The 18,062-nt window shown below is 37.8% G+C and carries 19 protein-coding genes; 4 read left to right on the top strand and 15 right to left on the bottom strand.

Annotated features, from left to right (window positions below; all coding sequences use genetic code 11):
• Positions 1–68: 68 nt before the first annotated feature.
• From rarD to ACQKII_RS02695, 9 genes are all read right to left on the bottom strand, one after another.
• Positions 69–974 (bottom strand): EamA family transporter RarD, encoded by a 906-nt coding sequence (rarD, locus tag ACQKII_RS02735; RefSeq protein ID WP_143998410.1) that lies wholly within the window; start codon positions 972–974, stop codon positions 69–71.
• A 350-nt stretch (positions 975–1,324) separates the two neighbouring features.
• Entirely contained in the window at positions 1,325–1,858 is a 534-nt protein-coding gene (locus ACQKII_RS02730) for a hypothetical protein (protein WP_427456109.1), read from the bottom strand.
• A 172-nt stretch (positions 1,859–2,030) separates the two neighbouring features.
• The gene (locus tag ACQKII_RS02725; RefSeq protein WP_427456107.1) at positions 2,031–3,209 is read right to left on the bottom strand and encodes a toxic anion resistance protein; all 1,179 of its coding nucleotides are present in this window, start codon (positions 3,207–3,209) and stop codon (positions 2,031–2,033) included.
• 63 nt (positions 3,210–3,272) lie between these two features.
• Positions 3,273–3,533: a hypothetical protein gene (locus tag ACQKII_RS02720; protein ID WP_427456105.1), complete on the bottom strand. Its 261-nt coding sequence runs from the start codon at positions 3,531–3,533 to the stop codon at positions 3,273–3,275.
• A gap of 158 nt (positions 3,534–3,691) precedes the next feature.
• Positions 3,692–4,936 (bottom strand): ABC transporter permease, encoded by a 1,245-nt coding sequence (locus ACQKII_RS02715; RefSeq protein WP_427456739.1) that lies wholly within the window; start codon positions 4,934–4,936, stop codon positions 3,692–3,694.
• Complete coding sequence (locus ACQKII_RS02710) at positions 4,920–5,825, bottom strand: ABC transporter ATP-binding protein (protein WP_143998406.1); 906 nt, start codon at positions 5,823–5,825, stop codon at positions 4,920–4,922. The genes ACQKII_RS02715 and ACQKII_RS02710 overlap by 17 nt, the downstream gene beginning before the upstream one ends.
• A 204-nt stretch (positions 5,826–6,029) precedes the next feature.
• The gene (locus ACQKII_RS02705) at positions 6,030–6,560 is read right to left on the bottom strand and encodes a DUF2812 domain-containing protein (RefSeq protein WP_427456102.1); all 531 of its coding nucleotides are present in this window, start codon (positions 6,558–6,560) and stop codon (positions 6,030–6,032) included.
• A gap of 15 nt (positions 6,561–6,575) precedes the next feature.
• The gene (locus ACQKII_RS02700) at positions 6,576–7,112 is read right to left on the bottom strand and encodes a DUF2812 domain-containing protein (RefSeq protein ID WP_427456100.1); all 537 of its coding nucleotides are present in this window, start codon (positions 7,110–7,112) and stop codon (positions 6,576–6,578) included.
• A 1-nt stretch (position 7,113) separates the two neighbouring features.
• Positions 7,114–7,428 (bottom strand): PadR family transcriptional regulator, encoded by a 315-nt coding sequence (locus ACQKII_RS02695; RefSeq protein WP_143998403.1) that lies wholly within the window; start codon positions 7,426–7,428, stop codon positions 7,114–7,116.
• A 340-nt stretch (positions 7,429–7,768) separates the two neighbouring features.
• Here ACQKII_RS02695 and ACQKII_RS02690 point away from each other — a divergent pair, with 340 nt between their 5' ends.
• Complete coding sequence (locus ACQKII_RS02690) at positions 7,769–8,350, top strand: TetR/AcrR family transcriptional regulator (protein ID WP_427456098.1); 582 nt, start codon at positions 7,769–7,771, stop codon at positions 8,348–8,350.
• Between the two features lie 54 nt (positions 8,351–8,404).
• Entirely contained in the window at positions 8,405–9,613 is a 1,209-nt protein-coding gene (locus tag ACQKII_RS02685) for a YhgE/Pip domain-containing protein (protein ID WP_427456096.1), read from the top strand.
• Between the two features lie 111 nt (positions 9,614–9,724).
• On the opposite strand, the gene ACQKII_RS02680 is transcribed toward ACQKII_RS02685, so the two are convergent.
• Entirely contained in the window at positions 9,725–10,246 is a 522-nt protein-coding gene (locus tag ACQKII_RS02680) for an N-acetylmuramoyl-L-alanine amidase (protein WP_427456094.1), read from the bottom strand.
• A gap of 261 nt (positions 10,247–10,507) precedes the next feature.
• A complete protein-coding gene (locus tag ACQKII_RS02675; protein ID WP_427456092.1) occupies positions 10,508–11,068 on the bottom strand; it encodes a TetR/AcrR family transcriptional regulator in 561 nt (186 codons plus the stop codon).
• 231 nt (positions 11,069–11,299) lie between these two features.
• Here ACQKII_RS02675 and ACQKII_RS02670 point away from each other — a divergent pair, with 231 nt between their 5' ends.
• The gene (locus ACQKII_RS02670) at positions 11,300–12,058 is read left to right on the top strand and encodes an SDR family oxidoreductase (RefSeq protein WP_427456090.1); all 759 of its coding nucleotides are present in this window, start codon (positions 11,300–11,302) and stop codon (positions 12,056–12,058) included.
• Between the two features lie 48 nt (positions 12,059–12,106).
• Here the strand turns inward: ACQKII_RS02670 and brnQ are convergent, their stop codons facing one another.
• A complete protein-coding gene (brnQ, locus tag ACQKII_RS02665; protein WP_427456088.1) occupies positions 12,107–13,450 on the bottom strand; it encodes a branched-chain amino acid transport system II carrier protein in 1,344 nt (447 codons plus the stop codon).
• A 771-nt stretch (positions 13,451–14,221) separates the two neighbouring features.
• Positions 14,222–14,974, bottom strand: coding sequence for an alpha/beta hydrolase (locus tag ACQKII_RS02660; protein WP_427456086.1), 753 nt, complete (start codon positions 14,972–14,974; stop codon positions 14,222–14,224).
• Positions 14,975–15,276: 302 nt separating this feature from the next.
• On the opposite strand from ACQKII_RS02660, the gene ACQKII_RS02655 reads away from it, so the two are divergent.
• The gene (locus ACQKII_RS02655) at positions 15,277–16,179 is read left to right on the top strand and encodes a LysR family transcriptional regulator (protein ID WP_427456084.1); all 903 of its coding nucleotides are present in this window, start codon (positions 15,277–15,279) and stop codon (positions 16,177–16,179) included.
• A gap of 185 nt (positions 16,180–16,364) precedes the next feature.
• Here ACQKII_RS02655 and ACQKII_RS02650 read toward each other — a convergent pair whose 3' ends face one another.
• Both ACQKII_RS02650 and ACQKII_RS02645 read right to left on the bottom strand, forming a co-directional pair.
• Positions 16,365–17,162, bottom strand: coding sequence for a DUF1835 domain-containing protein (locus ACQKII_RS02650; RefSeq protein ID WP_427456083.1), 798 nt, complete (start codon positions 17,160–17,162; stop codon positions 16,365–16,367).
• Positions 17,163–17,177: 15 nt separating this feature from the next.
• Positions 17,178–17,801: a LysE family translocator gene (locus ACQKII_RS02645; RefSeq protein ID WP_427456081.1), complete on the bottom strand. Its 624-nt coding sequence runs from the start codon at positions 17,799–17,801 to the stop codon at positions 17,178–17,180.
• Between the last annotated feature and the right edge of the window lie 261 nt (positions 17,802–18,062).

The raw sequence follows: 18,062 nt of genomic DNA, 5'->3' as shown, positions 1-18,062 counted from the left end.
ATCACCTATTTGGTGCACATGCCATACATATAAAAAGGACCTGTAGAAAATTTCTACAAGTCCTTTTTTCACGCAGATTTATGATGAGCTTTTCTTATTTCGATGATTTTCGAACCAGAGAATAATAATAAGGCCATCCAAATAATACTAAACGCCGTTAATTCAACTTGGCTAAATGGTTCCTTATAAAGGACCACCCCTAAAATCAAGACAATTGTTGGCGCTACGTATTGTATAAAGCCCAATAAATAGAGTGGGATATTTTGCGCACCTTTTGCAAATAAAATTAAAGGCACCGCTGTGACGATTCCACTGACAATCATTAATATATCTGTTTGTACATTGACATGTAAGAAAGAAGCTTGGCTCGTTGTAAATAGATAAATGTAATACCCAAGAGCAAATGGTAGGATAAACAATGTTTCAATCGCTAGTCCTCTCGTTGCATCAATGGTAATTTTCTTTTTCAGCACACCATAAACAGCAAAGGTTAATGCGATAAGTAACGCTACCCATGGCACAGAACCATAGTTGATCGTCAAAATAATGACAGCGATAAAGGCAATACCTGTGGCAACCCACTGTGCACGGCTAAGTCTCTCTTTAAAGAAAACAACGCCAAAAATGACCGACAGCAATGGATTAATATAGTAGCCCAGGCTTGTCTCAACTAAATGCTCATGCGTTACAGCCCAAATATATAAATACCAATTCATTGAAATCACAAAAGAGGCCCCCGCTAGTAGCCAAAAAAGCTTCTGATGTGTCCATAAATATTTTAAATCTGCTAGCAGTTCCTTACGCATACCGATGAGTAGCACAGCTATCACCGTAAATACAAAGGACCAAATAACTCGTCCCAATAAAATTTCCATACTTGGCACATGCTCAAGCATTTTCCAATAAAGCGGGAATGCGCCCCAAATGACATAGGCAAAAAATGCTGCCAAAATCCCTTTTTTTTCGTTCGACATTGTCTATAATTCTCCTAATCTAGATGTATAAATCATTTACGACTCAGCGTAAATGTCTGTAAGCACAACTTAGTTCAGTAGGCGTTTGATGAATAAAGTTAAACTGCAATCAGTTGATCGCCCACTTCGTCTAGCCATTTTCATCTTTCCACTAGAGGTAGCGCCTTCCTGACCGTTCATGCGAGATAAAGTGAAAGAATAGACTCATTATAGGACTTTGTTTGGAAACTGTAAATGCACATTTTCACTATGAACGTATTGGTTATCGATAAAAAGGCTCAATTAGGCGCTAAATTCTAAAAAGTTTTCGATAAATCACTAAATGTTGCCGATAAACACGGAATGGGTACTTAATCGGATTCACTTTCGATTTCAGAAATATATTTTCGTACCATACTATAACTGATGTCTGGATTAATCTGGCGTTTAATACGAATATGAATTTCTTTTATGCCCACACCTTGCTCACGTAAATCTCGAATCATAGACTTTAGTGGTCCCGAGAGTGTTTCTCTCGTCAATGCAGTATATTTACTTAACTCAATAAGGAGTTCCGTATTTTGGCTACGCAGCTCTTTGAATTCCTCCACAATACAATTATATTCTATTAGTTTTTTTTTCAACACTGCATTTTGCTGTGCAATCTTTTGCAGTTCTTCTGTCAGCTGTGCATTTTGTTTTTTTAAAGTTCTCCGATTCTGCTCCAAAATCTGATGCTTTTCATCTAAATCTACATCCATAGCATTAAATAATTGCTCGATATGCGCTAATTCTTTGTAGCGGTTTTGTGCTAACAGCATCAAAGTATCTGCCGTTTTGACGGCAACCGTGCCATCCTGCAAAGTTTCATAAGACAATGCAAAGGGATCTATTTTGTTCATCATTCTGTAGTCACTCCATTACTAAATAATCCATGGAATGGTATTACTTTATTTAACATCTTTCAGCTTCCTTCGATTTTGATAATCATTCTCATTTATATTATCATAATAAGTTAATGTCATTTTGTCAAAATAAAAAACTCCTTGCATTGACATCATGCAAGAAGCTTTCTTGTTACATTTTTTTCAGTTTTTCATATTCAAGCTGTAGTTTTTCGATACGCTTACGGCCTTCCTCACGGTTTTTCGTTGTTTCTGCTTGAATTTGCTTCGTTTCTTGAATACCTGCCATAATCGTTTGCCATGTTGTTTCAATCGTTTCGATTTTTATGCTCGGGCTACCTGCAGCACGTGCGATATTGACACTGTTCTTACTGATATTCTCGGCATTTCGTACAAGCATTTCATTCGTACGACGGTCAAGCTCAGTCATTGAATCTGAAATCAGTTTTTGACGCTTTAATGTGACTGCGTGAATAAGTCCTTGCTTAAAAATTGGGATTGTTGTGACAAATGCTGAGTTGATTTTACCGATTAAATGATTATTGCCTTGTTGCATTAAACGAATTTGTGGAGCAGATTGGAATGATACTTGCTGCGCCATTTCTAAATCATAGCGTCGTTGCTCAAGCAAATCTACTGCCCGTTGCATCGTTTCATATTCCATTGACGCTAACTGGTCACCTGTTTGCGCTTTTTGCTCCAGCATTGGTAACGTCGAACGCACTTCATCTGCCTTCACTTCAATGGCCGCTACAAATTTACTTAATGTTTGGAAGTAATTTAAGTTTTGGTCATATAACGTTTCAAGGTCTACGGTATTGCGTTTCATCTCGACCTCGTATTTTTGAATTTCACGATAAATCACGTCAATTTCCTTATTCATGCTGTCATATTTAGAAAGAATACGTTCTAATTGTTCCTTACCTTTATTGAACAGCTTTGTGAGGAAACCACCTTTTTTCTCGTCTGTAAAATCTTGCGGATCAAATTTATCCATAACTTTATTTAAATTGTTTAGCAACACACTCGATTCCTCAAGCTTACTTGCTTTCATCGTTGCTAGCATTTTATCTGAAAATGTAGAAATACCCGTAGCTGTTTCTTTTCCTAACTCCAACATCGCAATTTGGTCTTTCACATCAATTTTCTGTGCGAGTGAATGCACCTCTGGATCTTGTTTTAACGCAAGCTGATTTTGCGCAATTTGCGAAAGCTCTTGTTGTGAAATAAGCGTAGGTGCTGGTGTAGCTTGTGCTGGTGTAGCATGCAATAATGGATTTGGCTGTAATAATGGATTCTCTGTAGCAAATGGATCTTTAGATTTTAACAAATCGTTGTTGAATTCAGACATTAGTAATACCCCCTGCGATTAATCTCTACTTTTTAATACGAATAAAAGATGAAAAAGTTTCATTTATTCAAGCCTTAAAAAATATGAGTCATTTACTGTATAGGGATCATCAAGACATTTCAATTGAAAGCTGTAATGATTATCGTTTTCTACATCGACAAAAAGTTGTAGTAGTTCACGATTTGTCAAAATTTTTGCTAATTCTTCACTCTTGAGTAATTGTTGTGCAAGCTTCACAAAGAACTGTTCTTTCTCCATTTGTGTCGCTGGACGTTTCGTTTGTGGCTGTTTGAGTAAAGCTTCAATTTCCTCTCTTGAGAGCATCTGATCATCCCCTTTTTATAAATTATAGCTTGTTTGAAAATGAAATACGACTGAATTGTCGAAATACCTTACATAGCCTTCGAATCCTCCAGTGTTTGGTGCGAATGCCCTGGACAATACACCAAAGAGCAGCCACATAAAGTAGCTGCTCTTCAACATCATGTTGTGACTTTTAACACGGTTTTAATTTTTTGAATAACGCCACCAGTGCTATATGTCAGCACACTGCGTTTGTAGAACGATAAGCTAAATAAATACGTCACAATAATCGTGACCACGAGGATAGTGAGCGATAAAAAGGGTTGCATAACACCAATATCTGTCGCACCGATACGCATCGGCATGATCATTCCAGAAGTAAATGGAATATAAGAGAAAATTTTAATAACAATTGTATCTGGATTACCAATTCCTGATAACATGACATAGAAGCCAATTAACGTAATCATCATTGCTGGCATGAGCACTTGGCCAGCTTCTTCTACTTTGGAAACTAAAGAACCGAATAATGCGCCAACAATTAAATAGAGTATAATTGTTAATAATAGGAACAAGATTGCATATAACACATAGCTCACAGATAATTCCTTCACAATGCCTCCCGCCATATCCCAAATTACGCCACCCTTAAGGAATTTCGCGTAAATGAGGAACACACCAGCAATAATAGCCATCTGTGTTAATGCTAGTAGCAGTACGCCAGCAATTTTTGCTTTAAAATGGGTAGCAGGTTTCACGCTTACTAATAGCATTTCCATTGCACGTGAGCCCTTTTCAGAAGCAATTTCAGTTGTAATCATTGATAAGAATGTAGAAATAAAGAAGTAAATTAAGATACCCACTGCATAGGAAACCCATAACCCTGATTGCTTCTCTTCCTCACTTTTACCACCCGATGTTTCTTCATTTAAATTTTTATTGGTAATAATCGTGTTTGCCGCCATAATTTGCGCTGCCTGCTCTGGTGAAAGCGATAATTGCTGTACGGCATAATGCTGACCCGCATACTGTAATAACGATGAAATCGTTGATTGATCGTTTAATTTTAATGGCGTAAAGGTTGAAATTTCAGCCTGTAATTGTCCGTCTTTATCACTGATTTCAACAATTGCGGCTATTTTCTCGTCCTTTACCTTTTGTTCTAATTTGGTTAAGTTCGTTTCGTCTTGTATAAACTCCATATCAGCATTTGAAACAAAGATGCCACTTAAATCCGCAGTCGTATCATTGATAATGGCAATTTGTTGCGCCTCATCATTTCCTGTAAAGAGCTCTTTAATATCTGACCAAAAAATAGCTACTGACATACCAACAACGTATAATAGCGTCATCAAAATAAACGATTTGGATTTCAATTTTGACATATATAACTGTTTCATCAATAAATTAAACTTCGACAACACTGCCACCTACCTTATCCTTAAAGATTTCATCTAATGTTAAATAATCTAAGCTAAATTTTTCGATATACTTTCCGTTTGATAGCTGGTCGAATATGCTTTGTGCAAAATGTTCATCCTCTAGTGTGAGCACCGTTTGCTCTTTTTCCACACGCACGTCTTTGACACCTTCAAGTGCTAGTAACTGTGTAGTAGACCAATTTGTACGCACTGATAACTTTGTTTTACCATACTGTTTCTTTAAATCTAATAAGCTACCTGTAAAGAGGGAAACGCCACGTTTTAATAGACAAAGGTGATCACACAATTCCTCCACATTATCCATTTGATGACTGGAGAATAAAATCGTCGTTCCTTGTTCCTTTAACAGTAGAATTGCGTCCTTCAGCAAGTCCTTATTCACCGGATCAAGACCACTAAATGGTTCATCTAAAATTAAAAACTGTGGTTTATGGATAAAGCTTGCAATTAATTGTACTTTTTGTTGATTCCCTTTGGACAATGTCTCGGCCTTATCTTTGCGTTTTTCTTCCAGCTCAAATCGACTAATCCAAAAATCGATATCTTTTTTCAGCTCTGCCTTCTTCATACCACGAAGCTCGCCGAAAAAGTATAATTGATCTTCAACCTTCATCGTTGGGAAAATCCCACGTTCCTCCGGTAAATAACCAAGGACATCACGGTTGATGTTATTAACAGGTTGACCATTCCATGTAATCGTACCGGCTGTTGTTTCCTGCAAATCTAGTATCATACGAAATGTCGTGGTTTTACCCGCCCCATTTTGTCCAATCAGTCCAAAAATTTCACCTTTTTCTATTGTGAAATTCAAATCATCGACTGCTGTAAAGTCCTTATATTTCTTCATAACATGTTGTAATTGTAATGACATCTTATTTCCTCCCTACCTTTCAAATATATGTAATGCTTGCTCCAATTTTTTTTACGTTTTACATTTTTCAAAATGCCTACAAGAATAGCGGTAGTGTGTATTGACCTGGTTTCCCTTGTTCAAAAACAAAATAATCCAAAAATGTGTCTACAGATGCTAGCCCTGCCCGCTATGTCAGCTTGTTCTTTACATATAATCCCTCACTTACGCTTCAAATATATGAGCATGCATTTGCAATTTCTTTTTTCGTTTATTATTTCTATGAATTTCTACATAAAGTAAAGCCACCATCAAGACATTTAAAGAGCTCACCCATAGGATTTCTTGGTGAATTTCATGACGAAGAAGTGGTAGCACAATATTATTTAGCATCACAAATATATTCACTAGAGCAGCGAACAGAAACAGTGTATTTAAACGTGACAGATATTTGATTTTTTCTAATTTCCCGGAAAATATTTCAAATGGTCCATCCTCACGTCTTTTCCGAAAGTACGCCCATACGCCAAAAGAATGAATACATTCTACCCCCATGGACTCTAGAAACTCATAATAATCTTTCTTCCGTTTTATCACCATTTCACTGCGATAAATGTATTCACTTGGATTTCCCTTTTCAAATATATAAACGCATGGCCAAAATTTTTTTAAATGCCAGCCGCTTTCCGCCATAGAATTGACCCATGTTTCCTCATGTTCATGATCAATATAAAAGCGAAATTTTTTCAGTTTCACAAGAATCACCTCAATCTAGTCTGTATACACATCAAGATCCTTTTTCAATTGTTTGCGCAATCGAACTAACCTGAATAAAGGTATAGTAAGTAACAACACTACGAGAACGTTGCCTATATTGATTGCGAGTCCAAACCATTCTGTAGCCAGTCCTGAAAAATCTCTACTTAGCCCCGTGATGCCAAATACGAAATTAAGTAGCAGCAGCGACAATAGCAGCGTCACTTTCTTAGACAGGTTACTGATCTTGGTTTTCTTGTCCGTGTATAATTCAAATGGCCCTTCACTTGCAGATTTTCTAAAAAATACGATATTGCCTGAGCGATCAACAAGCTCTATGCCAGAGGCTTGTAGTAATTCGAGGTAATCGTCTTCATACGGTGTAGCAAACCTATCTTTTTCATCATGTCGATAAATATAGCTACCTGGCTCGCCACGCTCAAATGTAAAACGAGTCCATGTGAACTTTTGCAAATGCCACCCTTGCATAGCCATCTCATTGATCCACTTCTCTATATCGTATGGATTAACGACCCATCGATATTTATGCATATTACCCATCTCCTCTCGTTATACGGATACCATTGTCAAAAAGTTCCCTCAATCTCAAAATTTCGTATTCCACAACTTTTTTTCCACTTGCAGTAATGATATATTCCTTCTTACGACCATCCCCGTCTAACGCTTCAATCCACTCTCGTTCCAACAATGTTTTAATAGCTCCATAAATCGTACCAGCCCCGAGCCGGACACGACCTTTACTCATCTCCTCGACCAGTTGCATAATGCCATAGCCGTGACGCGCTTCAAATAATGCCAATAAAATATAATAAACGCCCTCTGTTAACGGCGGATGTTCCTGCGTCATAAAAAAACCCCCTCTATATCGTCAAACAATATATCGGCTGACGATATAACTAAAATATATCAGCAGCCGATATAGTTGTCAACGACAAATCAAATTTCACTGAAGGTAGTTGAGCGTTGCCGCCAGCAATCTACGCGTTTTGGCAACTGCCACTGGGTTGTGACCACTGATCCGAGTGCTACACCAAGTGATGTGAGCACTACACTACAGCCGAGCGGGACATGCGCTACCCTGAGCAGTGTGACAGTCGATGGATTCAAAGATGTCTTAATTTATATTGCAAATACCTTTACGCCATGTTAGCATGTAAGTAATCACTTGCATGAAGGGACGTATTGTTTTGGCAACGAAAGGAACAGCAGAACGAATCATTGATGCAGCATTACAATTAATCAGTGAAAAGGGCTATACCGCGGCAACAACGAAAGCTATCGCTGAGTTAGCAGGCGTCAATGAGGTAACGATTTTCCGCCACTTTGGCAATAAACAAGGGATTTTAAAAGCGCTTGTCAATCAGTTTTCCTACAATCCTATTTTGAAGGGGACAATGCGAGAAAACGCTACATGGGATTTAGAAACCGATTTATTGAAATTTTCGCTAAAATATTTTGATTATATGATGTCCATTAAGGATTTCGTTATGATTGGCTTTAAAGAGGCGATGCACTTTCCCGAAATAAATGAAGAAATCGGCAATGTTCCGCTTCTCATCAAACAAGAACTGGTTCTTTATTTCAAGGAAATGCATAGTAGAGGCAAAATTCGAGAAGTAAATTTTGAAGCGGCTGCACTATCGCTGATTGCTATTAACTTTGGACACTTTATTTCGCGCGCACGCTTAGGAGCCATTGTTTCAGACATACCATCAGAAGAGCTGATCAAAACAAGTATTGCCATTTTTTCTAGGGGATTAGTTTCCTAGAAAAAATTTTTCCGTTCAATGCAAGCAAGTACTTACTTATTTAGGAGGTTAATAATGAAAGGATTACAAGCACTATTTCGTATTCGCGAAACTTATATTGGAATTATCGCTGCGATTGCATTTCAAATAATTTTCTTTTCTGTCTGGATGACTGCCTATGATGGTGTAAATGACAGAGCCGAAAATTTAACGATTGGCTTTATAAATGAAGATAAAGACATTGGGCAACAACTGACAAATGAAATAAAGGCTTCAATGCCGTTTACAACAAAGGACTTCGTATCTACGGGCCAGGCAGAAAAGGAATTAGAAAAACGTAACATTAATATGATTATTCATATTCCAGCTGATTTCACTGCCCTTTTACAGGAGGGCCATGACGCTAAAATCACTTATTCTATTAATCAAGCGAATGCCAGCCTATCAAAAACGATGATGGAAAACGTAGCGAAACAAGTCACAGCGGAAGTAAATCATAAGCTATATCCTTTACAGCAAGGAGAAATCATCCAAGCATTTTCACAACAATTTACACAGCTTCCACTTGATCAAAATACTGCGTTACTGATGAAAGATACAGTTACTTCCACAATGATGCGTTTACAGGATCGCGCAGTGGAATCGTCTATTATCAAAACGAATGATGTAGACGGATTTGCTGCAAATTTCGTCCCGTTCATGGTGATTATCTCTTCATTTGTCGGCGCAATGGTGATGATTATGCAACATCAGCAGGCAGCACAGATTGTTCAAGATAGCGTATCAAAATGGTCATTATTTTGGGCAAGACAACTTATAAATTTTGGCGTAGCTTTCATGCTTCCATTACTAACAATTGGCTTGATGCATCTTTTTCATATTTCCAGTGAAGAAGGCTTTTTAACAATTTATCTATTCCAGTCATTACTGTTTTGGGCTTTTCTATGTTTAGTACAAGTATTTGTCTTAATTTTTGGAAATATAGGTATGGTCTTTAATATTTGCGCACTTTCACTGCAACTTGTTTCATCAGGTGTTCTCGTCCCAAAAGTCATGTTATCTGATTTTTACATTCGACTAGCCTCTCTACTGCCAGCGACGTATGGTGCAGACGGTTACTATACAATTATTTTTGGAGGAAACGCAGATAGCCTAAGCGCTAATAGTCGTTCGTTAGCAATCATCATTGCCATAACACTTACCATTTCAATCGTCGCAGTTGCGTTAAAAAGATCAAAAAGTATACACAGCAGCGAGCAAATCGTTCCCGCTACTGCCCAATAACTGATAAAAAACAGCGATGGCCTAATTAGAAATTAGGCCATCGCTGTTTTTTATTGTATAAACTTTCAAAGCTATCCGTCACTTTACTGATTCTATCCGTTTCACCCTCCTTCATCCAATAAAATCAGCCAGCGTCGCAGCAATTGCCCTACAAATGGCTTCAAAATGCCGTTTGTAACAGTTTACATCTTCTACCGAATTAACAAAGCATAGTTCTATCAAGATAGCAGGCATCGTCGTCGCGTTTAAAAAAGTGAGTTCTTTTCTTTGTTTCGCTCCGCGATTTTTCAGACCCGAAGCATGTGAAATAGCTTTACTCATTGCAGTAGCCAATGTCACCGCATCATAAAAGAGCACCTCTGTTCCAATGCCCTGTTGGATACGGCCGCTGATTGCATTAAAATGGACACTGACGTCTACTTTACGTTTCGTTTTATTATGTTGGTGCACTAAAAAGCTTAGATTTTCAAGCTGATTTGTAGACACATCATCTTGTACTTTTGTTACGGACACACCCTGAATCTTCAATATTTCTACAACGCGTGCAACGACCCTTCTGGCTTCCACTACCTCATCAATCAAATCTTTTGCGCCCGAACCTACCCACCAATGCGCAGGACTAATGGTAATCATCACAATCATCCTTCCATGTTTATGAACTATATACAGATTCATAAAGGAATAAAGGACAATTCTCTACTGATTTTACCAAAATTCCTACGTGCTAATTTCTCCTTTATCACCGGAAGCTCTTCCCTATCATAAAAATAGCCATCCATTCTCTTATAATGGACAGCTAATGATATGGCTATTATTCATGTATGTTGTAAAAATACGGTCCACATTGCTCCTCATGTGTATGTACTAACAATGCCTAATCTGAACGCTCATGGTCTACTGTTGAAATTTCAAAATAGTGACTAGCTGCTCGTTTAAAGTGCTCACACTTTCCGCAAAATCATGGCGATACCATTCAAGGATTATGCCAATAATGGCGTTCGTCTGATAGGCACTATAAAAATCGATAGAAATTTCACGATTTTTACTTTGAGCTAAGTCTCTTTTTAGCAGCGCTTGGATTTCATCAAATAACATGTAATAGTAAGTGAGTGGCACATTTTTTGAAAAAACAATGCGATAAAACATCTTAAATCGCTCAATATGGTGAAAAATCCGTACAGTATTTGGATCGAGTTCGTTTTTATTTAAGGTTGTGACGGCACGGTATGGCTCTTCATAAGAATTATTTAAATCCTCCATAATTTCCTGAAAGTATTCCTCAAACAGCTTTTCTTTTTGTTCATAATGTAAGTAAAATGTACCTCTATTCACGTTTGCTTCGCGGCATATTTCAGCAATCGAAATGTTTTCCAAAGGCTTTTCGCTTAACAAAGTGAGCAATGCGTTATGAAGAGCTTGCTTCGTTTTTACTACGCGTAAATCGTTCCTATTCAAATTTCCCATCTCCTATTAAACAGATTTTCTAGATGTGTTGATTACTGAACAGTTCTTAGATTTCTGCATATTGAAATCGCTTACAACTCTATTATATTATTTTAATAAACACATGTTCAATACATAATCTGATTGTTGAGTGCCCCCAAGCATTCAATGAGTCAGATTAAACTTTCGTGTATATCTTGACAGCATGGAGGTTAAAATGAAAATAATAGGAGGTCTTTTGAAATGAGATTAGAAGGTAAAGTAGCAATCGTTACAGGTGCAGCTTCAGGTATGGGAAAAGCAATTGCAGAAGGGTATGCCAAAGAAGGCGCAAAAGTCGTTGTTTCTGATTTGAATTTAGACGGTGCTCAGGCAGTTGTTGATGGCATTCAAGCAGCTGGCGGCACAGCTATTGCGATCCAAACAAATGTAGCTTCAACAGAAGACTTACAACGCTTATTTGATGAAACAAAAAATACTTATGGTCAATTAGATATTTTAGTAAATAATGCGGGCATTATGGACGGGATGGAGCCTGTAGGTGAAATTTCTGACGAACGTTGGGACAAAGTGTTTGCTGTAAACACTACAGCAGTTATGCGCTCCATGCGTTTAGCAACAGATATTTTCTTAGCGCAAGGTCACGGCGTTTTTGTCAATAATATTTCTGCTGGGGGTCTTTACGGTGCACGTGCAGGAGCTGCCTACACAGCTTCCAAACATGCCGTTGTAGGTCTAACAAAAAACACAGCCTTTATGTATGCAGATAAAAACATTCGTAGTAATGGTATAGCACCAGGTGCGGTTATCACAAACATTGCCTCAACAATGACAAATGTGAGTGAAGTCGGTGCGGCTCGTCAATCACTTGGTTTAGGCATTAATCCACGTGCTGGACAGCCAGAGGAAATTGCACAACTTGCCATTTTCTTAGGATCCGATGAAGCAAGCTTTGTGAACGGCCAAGTTATTGCCGTGGATGGCGGTTGGACAGCTTATTAGTAATTTAACAAGCACGCACATTGAATTGATGATGTGCGTGCTTGTTTATTAATTGTGTGTGAATTGTGTGCGTGCCAGGCACCCAATTAGCACACCTAGTAGCGCCGGTAAGATCCACCCTAAGCCTATATCATAAAATGGTAAAAAATCAGCGTATAACTGCTCTACTGCCTCAAATAAGCCGAATTTTGCGGCAGGAACACTTGCCACTAACGCGCTATAGCCATCGATTACACTAATGAAAATGGTAAAGAACATGGCAGTAGCATAAACCGACTGCTTATTTTTAAATAATGAGGAACTTAATGCTAGTAATATGAGTACGATCGCAAGTGGATATAAGAACATAAGCACTGGAATCGCAAATTTAATAATATTATTTAGACCAAAGTTTGCGATCGTAAATGACACGAGACACAAAATGAAGACAAACCATTTATAGCTGACCTTCGGAAATACCTCGTGGAAAAATTCACTACATGAAGTGATGAGTCCAATACTCGTTTTCAAACAGGCAAGAACGATAATAATCGCCAACAAAATAGCGCCGAATGAACCAAAATAATGTTTAGCAACCGCTGCAAATATTAAACCACCATTATCAAAAGTGCCGACTGCTTCAATACTCGATGCGCCCATATACGTAATTAAACCATAAATCAGCATCATTAACGCCATCGCAAAAATACCAGATTTCCAAGTTGCCTTGGCAATTTCTTTGCGATCTGTAATGCCTGAACTTTTTATGGCATTGATAACGACAATGCCGAATGCTAACGAGGCAAGCGCATCCATTGTGTTATAGCCCTCTTTAAAGCCGGTCATAAATGCTGCATCGATATATTCGCCCATTGGCTGTTTGAAATGACCCATTGGTGAGAGAATACTTGTAATGATTAACAGGAATAAGAAGATTAAAAAGGCGGGTGTTAAATATCTTCCGATGTAATCCATAATTTTCGCAGGATTTAACGAGAAATAATAGACAATTGCAAAAAATACAAAGCTAAAGATGGCCAGTAGAAGCGTTGTATGCTCCGCTTGAATAAATGGCTCAAAACCGACAACGAACGGTACTGTCGCTGTACGCGGAATTGCAAAGAATGGACCAATTGTTAGATACAGCGCCAATGAAAAAATAACGCCAAATACTGGATGGATACGGCTCGCTAAATCTCGTAGACCGTTACTTCCCGATAAACCAATTGCTAGAATCCCCAAAAACGGTAAACCAATGGCTGTTACGAGAAAACCAATGAGAGCGAACCAAAAGTTTGTCCCCGCTAACTGCCCAAGCTGGATTGGAAAAATGAGATTCCCCGCTCCGAAAAACAGCCCAAATAGCATCGTGCCGATGACTGCATAGGTAGAAAAAGGTATTTTATTTTGCATAATTGATGCTCTCCTTAGATGTGTTGACTATAGCAAATGATTAAATTAGAACGATTCTTCACTACAATTCCACAATGGTATCAGGCATTTATTATAAAAACAATAGTTTTTTCTTAGATTATTGCTAATTGTACAAATACGAACGGATAAACGATTCAATTCCTTAAATATCGGAAAAATCAGGCAAAATAATGAAGCGATTACCTTGTTGGATGCAGTTGTACAACATCCATTCGCAGCTTATCTTATGAATATCCAACTGTTCTATATATATCCATTAACACCGAAAATAGAATGTAAAAATAATATATCGATAAAACAACAACGATTACAAAAATATGACTTTATTAATCGAATTTTACGTCATATCAGATAGTAAAAAATATCACCATTAGCTAGTGTGGAAACAACTTCATATGGATTAAAACCTTTTCGGCATAATTGAAGGCTTATAAAACAGACATGAAAATAGCGGTCATGGTTTTTGAATTAGTTTTTGTTTCACTTGATAGTTGCTCTTTATCAAATAAGTAGCATAGGTTTCTGATGTCAATCTCCGAATCTTCAAATGCATACGTACCTACAAGGGGCATCGCCCCCATTTCCCTTTAATGAAATCGTTCCTGATGAAGGATCAATGAAATATGCTAACTCTACAGTTCATGTATCCATTGCTCGCTCCACCAACTATCACCCGTATTATTAAATATAGTCTTACAAATAAAAAAAGATGGATTATGAAAAAATTCATAATCCATCTACTGATTTATTTTAGTTTGCAACAGACCACTCGATATGATCTAAGAAATTGTAGACGTCTTCATATACTTTGTCACGTTCTTTACCTAATGTAATGATATGGCCTGAATTTTCATACCAAATGATTTCTTTATCATTTGTTTCAACTGTGTTCAGAATGAACGGCGCGCTTTCTTGATAAAGCTCATCATCCAATGAACCTTGTAATACTAACGTCGGTGCTTTAATTGTTGGTAATTCTTCGCGTGTTTCAATAGTTAAACGTGTTACACCATCTAATGAATCTTTTGGCGTAATACGTAGTTCATGTAATTCTGAAATGATTTGATCTTTTGATTTGTTTTCAAAATGTTTATATAAACGAGCGTAATGGTATAAACGTGTAAATAAGCCTTTTGAGTTATCGCGCGTAATTGGTGCACACATAGCAACACATGCTTTTACTGGAAACGTCTCTGCTACTTTTAACGAGAATACGCCGCCAAGTGAAATCCCTACTACTGCGATTTCTTCATAGCCTTTATTTTTCAAGAAGTTGTAGCCTTCCACAACATCGTTCCACCAATCCTCTGGTTTTGTTTCAAGTAATGCTTCAGGTTCTACCCCGTGCCCACTATAAATTGGTGCATGAACGGTATAACCACGTTTGGATAAAAATTCTCCTAGCTTTTTCACATCTTTTGTGCTACCAGTGAATCCATGCAGTAATAGTACGGCTTTTTTGCCCCCCTCAATAGTTAGAGGTTCTGGCTTCGATAACTTCATTTTAAAATATCCCCTTCACGGAAATTTGTATTTGTGTAATTTCTGTGTCTATCTTAACACCCTTTATTCATAATGTACAATTTATAGTTTTTATCGTTTCAATGCATTTCGTGCATGAATGATGTTAGGTTGAATCCTTATAAAACAACCACTTGAACCTGTTTAAAAAGTGCACAAATTTATTTAATAGAAATTTACTTGGTAACACCTGCTAAATTTTTTTCACGTTACCTATACTTCCTAATCTTTTACCGTTATAATGCAGTTAACTCACAGTAATACTATTGATGGAGGTGAAAAAGATGGAGTGGCAACAATTAGAGTATTTTGCAACAGTAGCAAAATTGGAGCATATGACACGAGCTGCTGATGTATTAGCCATATCACAGCCAGCACTTAGTCGTTCTATCTCTAAGCTAGAGGAGGAATTGGGCGTACCCTTATTTGACCGTCAAGGACGTTCTATCATGCTCAATCGTTATGGTGAACTATTCTTGTATCGTGTTCAACGCATGCGTAAGGAATATGAAAAGGCAGTACTTGAATTACAGGAGCTCAATAACCCTGAACTTGGGGATGTGTCGCTCGGCTTTTTACATACCTTAGGGACAAGTATCGTGCCTGATTTGATCCGTGCTTTTCGCCAACAGCATCCACATATCCGCTTTCACTTTACACAAAACTACTCGCACTCACAGTTAAAGCAATTACTCGCGGGTGAGTTAGACCTGTGCTTACTCGCAGCGATTGACACGGAACCTCCCGTTTGCTGGAAGGAGCTGTGGCGTGATGAGCTGTATATTATGGTGCCCATCGACCATCACCTCGCCAATCGTAAAAGCATTAAAATGAAGGAACTTGAACAGGAAACATTTATACTCATGAAAAAGGGTTATGCTCTACGCCGTACTGCTGATCGATTATTAAATGCAGCAGGCATCAAACCGAAAATTACTTTTGAAGGCGATGAAGTATCAACCGTTGCTGGTTTTGTAGGAGCTGGTCTCGGTGTTTCTTTACTTCCTGATGACGAAGACTTAAATCCTAACAAAGTTGTCAAAATTCATGTGGAGGATATGGTATGTGAACGCATCATTGGCATGGCCTGGATTGACAATCGTTACATCTCCCCCTCTGCACGGCAATTTCAGCAATTTGTGTTCGATTTTTATGAAAAAAGTGCATCTGCATCCGTTCGGGACTGACGGCTATCGCTTTTCGTGCGTACATAACATGCGGACACGACAAGCGCTGAATAGCCCAAAAGCGGCAGTAAACACTTCATCACTTTCATCTTAGCTACTAAATCGACCTCAAGAGTATGCATGAAAATCAAGACATCTCAAAGAAATAAGCGGTAGGGTGCGCAATGGCACTCTACCGCTTTTTATTATTTTCCTATATATTTTAGTTGGTAAGAATATATATCTGTTGTGTCACCGTCAATCTCAAAAAGTCCTTGTTTCGCTAATGAAAAAATTCGGTATTCCATAAACGCATCACCGATGTAATCATCTATTTTACTAATAGTTTCGCTAATGACAAGCACAGGTGAGAGCCATTCTTCCCCTCGGACTGCATGATTATGTTTTGTAGCTTCTATTAATATAGAATCATATGTATCTTCCGCTACATGTTCAATGCCATTTCCCCAAATTCGCAGCGTACTTGAATTCTGCTTGAGCTCATTCCAGTCCTTTGCAAGACGCTGACACGCATCAATTGAAAAACGCTTTGCATCTGGACGGAGTTTCATGAACATATGTGAGGGAAGTTGGCCTGTTTCACGGATTGACCTGTTCGGCTGTATTCGCTTTAACCCTTCTGTCACGTCAATGCCGTACAACATACTGCATTTATTCATAAATTCGCTCATCACATAGCGGAGACCTATTTCTTCATGAGCATTTTGACAATACCAAATCCAGACATCCACATCACAAGGTAAACCGGCTATTTTTTTTGCCCACTCTTTTTGAATGTCATCGTATAATTCACGTTCTTCTTCATCCTTTAAAATAAAGGTCTCTAACCATTTTTTTCGCTCTTCCGTTCCCGTTAGTGGTCCAATTGAGAAAATATCATCGACACAAATCACCGACTCATCTCGTTGTAAATGATTTTGACGGATTGCATGTTTAATTGAACCGTGTGTAGATAAGCTAAAGGTAATATGTAAGATTGCCATGAAAATTTCCTCCTTTTATTGTTTGCTCAGTGCAATTTGTATCCCGATAAAGGTGAATAGTACCCCTTGTACTACGTTCAAACGTTTTGCAATGGCTGGTTTACCGATAATGATTTTTCGTACTTTCCCTGCAAAAATACTAAATAACGAAAATAATAAAAGTGCCTGTACTAAAAATACAATACCCAAAATAAACATTTGTAAAGCTACATGACCCTGTATTGGATTTACAAACTGTGGCAATAGTGCTAAGAAAAACAATGATACTTTAGGGTTTAAAATATTCATCAAAATCCCTTTTCTATATAACGTCATGTAGGCTTGGGCATTTTGTTGCTCTAAAGTAAATGGATCACCTTTCGCACGGAATGACTGCCACGCTAAATACAATAAATATGCCGCACCTGCAAATTTAACAATTGAAAAAATCACCGTCGATTGATAAATAATGGCCGAAATCCCGAGAACTGCCGCGCCTATGTGCACAAGTAGACCTGTACATAAGCCCAGAGAAGTCGCAATTCCTGCTTTTTTATCTTGTGCAATACTTTGCGCAAGGACAAATAAATTATCAGGTCCAGGCATTAAAGTTAGAATGATTGCTGCACCTAAAAACGCAAATAACGTTGAAAAATCCAAAATTTCCCCTTCTTTCAATTTCAATAAAAGAACCATTATTATAATAGTTTAATTTTAATTATACTACATGAGCTTGTCTCCTTAATATGTAAGTTTATGACTTTGTATAAGAACTTTTCGTCCTTTTTAACAATTTTTTTGTATACGCGAAGGATAATGTCAGGTACGTATGAAATATGTGCGATGTAGGCACAAATCTTTTATGTTTTAAGATTGTAGCGTCGATAAAATTTCTCTCAGTAAATTACTACCCTATCCGCT

Origin of the sequence: Lysinibacillus sp. NPDC048646 (assembly GCF_050272295.1) — a bacterium.
In the GTDB taxonomy this organism is placed as follows: Bacteria; Bacillota; Bacilli; order Bacillales_A; family Planococcaceae; genus Lysinibacillus.
The sequence above is the reverse complement of the archived record's forward strand: the minus strand, read 5'-3'. Positions and strand labels throughout refer to the sequence as shown.